A 1,051-nucleotide genomic window follows, 5' to 3' on the forward strand; every position below is an offset into this window, starting at 1 on the left:
GCTCTTGCTGTCTATATGCTTGGATTCAGTTCATATAATGGTTTTGCGGGATTAATTGATGGAAAAGCATCTATGGATGAAATTTCCTGAAGCGAATTTACGCATATGCAAAAGGATAAAAGAATGACAATAAATATATGTGAAGTAACTGTATATTGAGTGATGTTTTAGAGTATTATGGATATGATAATTCCAAAGGAGCACATGGATAATACAGCTGCCTCATAATATTATATTGATAGATTTTTAAAACTAATAAAATTGTAAAATAATGAAAAATCGTTAGCATAGAATTTTGAAAAGGCTACTGCGCTTGAAAGAGCGGAGAGGCCTTTGTTTTTTAGTATTAAGAATAATAGATCATATATCATAGAAAGGTTAGACTTAGCAACATTGTAAAGATTGGAGAAGAAATCTTGACCATTTAATAAACACTATCTATAATGGTTATTAACAATGTTGTCAGGAGCGTGAATATATGAATGTGAACCAATTATTAGAATATGCTATACAAGAGGTAAAGGAACTGAATAGCGGTGAAGTTTTCTTAGTTAGAGAACTTTTTAAAGGATATTTATGGAACAGAATTCCAAGAAAAGATAGGTTGTTATTGGGCATATTATTTTTGAATTGGACGCAGCAGAAGGCTAATATTGTTACACCAATAAATAAAACATCATCGGGGCAACAAAAATATCAAAAAATTTGATATATGTTTTCGCAAAGCTATTTGTTAAATATTAAATTTTATTGAAAGGATGTATTGTGAGTTGACAACAGGAGAATTGCTTGTAGCTTTGTTTGAGGCATACAGGAATAATGATGATAGTGCCTTTATGAAAGCGGGAATGACTTTAATTGAAGAAGAAAAAGCAAAAAATCATTATGTATTAGCGAATAAATTGAAGAAAACGTTATCTTCGGTACCTGAAGTAAATTATAATAAATCATCTTTTACAAATAAATTAAATCGAGTTATGGATTTACCTAAAGACAAGGATGATGGTACAGAATTAGTAAAAATCATTTATCCACAAAAGAACTTTAATGA

The 1,051-nt window shown here is 29.7% G+C and carries 1 protein-coding gene and 1 pseudogene; both read left to right on the plus strand.

Features of this window, described 5'->3' with window-relative positions; all coding sequences use genetic code 11:
• Positions 1 to 478: 478 nt before the first annotated feature.
• Positions 479 to 709 carry a single-stranded DNA-binding protein gene (locus CCU_RS03770; protein WP_015533633.1) on the plus strand — a complete coding sequence of 77 codons (231 nt, stop codon included), beginning with the start codon at positions 479 to 481 and terminating at the stop codon, positions 707 to 709.
• A 61-nt stretch (positions 710 to 770) separates the two neighbouring features.
• Positions 771 to 1,051: pseudogene (locus tag CCU_RS03775) on the plus strand (AAA family ATPase); the annotation flags it as partial.

This window comes from Coprococcus sp. ART55/1 (assembly GCF_000210595.1).
GTDB lineage: Bacteria > Bacillota > Clostridia > Lachnospirales > Lachnospiraceae > Coprococcus > Coprococcus aceti.